The 1,602-nt window shown below is 50.1% G+C and carries 1 rRNA gene and 1 other annotated feature (1 of these 2 running past the window's edge); the gene reads left to right on the forward strand.

The window, feature by feature from the left end:
* Positions 1 to 1,308 (forward strand) — a sequence feature (mutual gap in cmsearch alignment for this rRNA model is longer than 100); it begins 1,709 nt to the left of the window's first position.
* A 202-nt stretch (positions 1,309 to 1,510) separates the two neighbouring features.
* A 5S ribosomal RNA gene (gene rrf, locus DK430_RS12965) occupies positions 1,511 to 1,602 on the forward strand; the annotation flags it as partial.

The raw sequence follows: 1,602 nt of genomic DNA on the forward strand, positions 1-1,602 counted from the left end.
ATCTAAACCGTACTGAAAACCGACACAGGTGGTCAGGTAGAGAATACTCAGGCGCTTGAGAGAACTCGGGTGAAGGAACTAGGCAAAATAGCACCGTAACTTCGGGAGAAGGTGCGCTTACCGTAATTGTAGCCCCTTGCGGGTGAAGGTGAAGTAAGTCGAAGATACCAGCTGGCTGCAACTGTTTATTAAAAACACAGCACTCTGCAAACACGAAAGTGGACGTATAGGGTGTGATGCCTGCCCGGTGCTGGAAGGTTAATTGATGGTGTAATCGAAAGAGAAGCTCCTGATCGAAGCCCCAGTAAACGGCGGCCGTAACTATAACGGTCCTAAGGTAGCGAAATTCCTTGTCGGGTAAGTTCCGACCTGCACGAATGGCATAATGATGGCCAGGCTGTCTCCACCCGAGACTCAGTGAAATTGAAATCGCCGTGAAGATGCGGTGTACCCGCGGCTAGACGGAAAGACCCCGTGAACCTTTACTATAGCTTGACACTGAACATTGAATTTTGATGTGTAGGATAGGTGGGAGACTTTGAAGTAGTCACGCCAGTGATTATGGAGTCGTCCTTGAAATACCACCCTTTAACGTTTGATGTTCTAACGAAGATTGCGGAACGCGGTCTCGGACAGTGTCTGGTGGGTAGTTTGACTGGGGCGGTCTCCTCCCAAAGCGTAACGGAGGAGCACGAAGGTTTGCTAATCACGGTCGGACATCGTGAGGTTAGTGCAATGGTATAAGCAAGCTTAACTGCGAGACGGACAAGTCGAGCAGGTACGAAAGTAGGTCATAGTGATCCGGTGGTTCTGAATGGAAGGGCCATCGCTCAACGGATAAAAGGTACTCCGGGGATAACAGGCTGATACCGCCCAAGAGTTCATATCGACGGCGGTGTTTGGCACCTCGATGTCGGCTCATCACATCCTGGGGCTGAAGTAGGTCCCAAGGGTATGGCTGTTCGCCATTTAAAGTGGTACGCGAGCTGGGTTTAGAACGTCGTGAGACAGTTCGGTCCCTATCTGCCGTGGGCGTTGGAGAATTGGTTGGGGCTGCTCCTAGTACGAGAGGACCGGAGTGGACGCACCGCTGGTGTTCCGGTTGTGTCGCCAGACGCATTGCCGGGTAGCTAAGTGCGGAAGAGATAAGTGCTGAAAGCATCTAAGCACGAAACTTGCCAAGAGATGAGTTCTCCCAGACTATAAGTCTGTAAGGGTTGTTTAAGACGAAGACGTAGATAGGCGTGGTGTGTAAGTGATGTGAGTCATTGAGCTAACGCGTACTAATTGCCCGAGAGGCTTAGCCATACAACGCTCAAGTGTTTTTGCGGATGAAGAGACAAAGAGATGAGAGCGAAAGAAAGCTGACAGGAAAGCGAAGAGAGATAACAGGAAGGGCTGGGAAAGAGAGTTAAGTTGAAGCTTGTTTTGGGATGATAGAGAGAAAGAGTAAAAGAGAAGAAAGGATAAAAGGACAGAGAAGAAAGCGAGAGCGAATCATCAAAAGAATATTGGCGGCGATAGTGCGGTGGGCCCACCTGACTCCATACCGAACTCAGAAGTGAAACGCCGTAATGCCGATGGTAGTGTGGGGTATCCCCA

The sequence above is a fragment of the Aggregatibacter kilianii genome (assembly GCF_003129965.1).
GTDB lineage: Bacteria > Pseudomonadota > Gammaproteobacteria > Enterobacterales > Pasteurellaceae > Aggregatibacter > Aggregatibacter kilianii_A.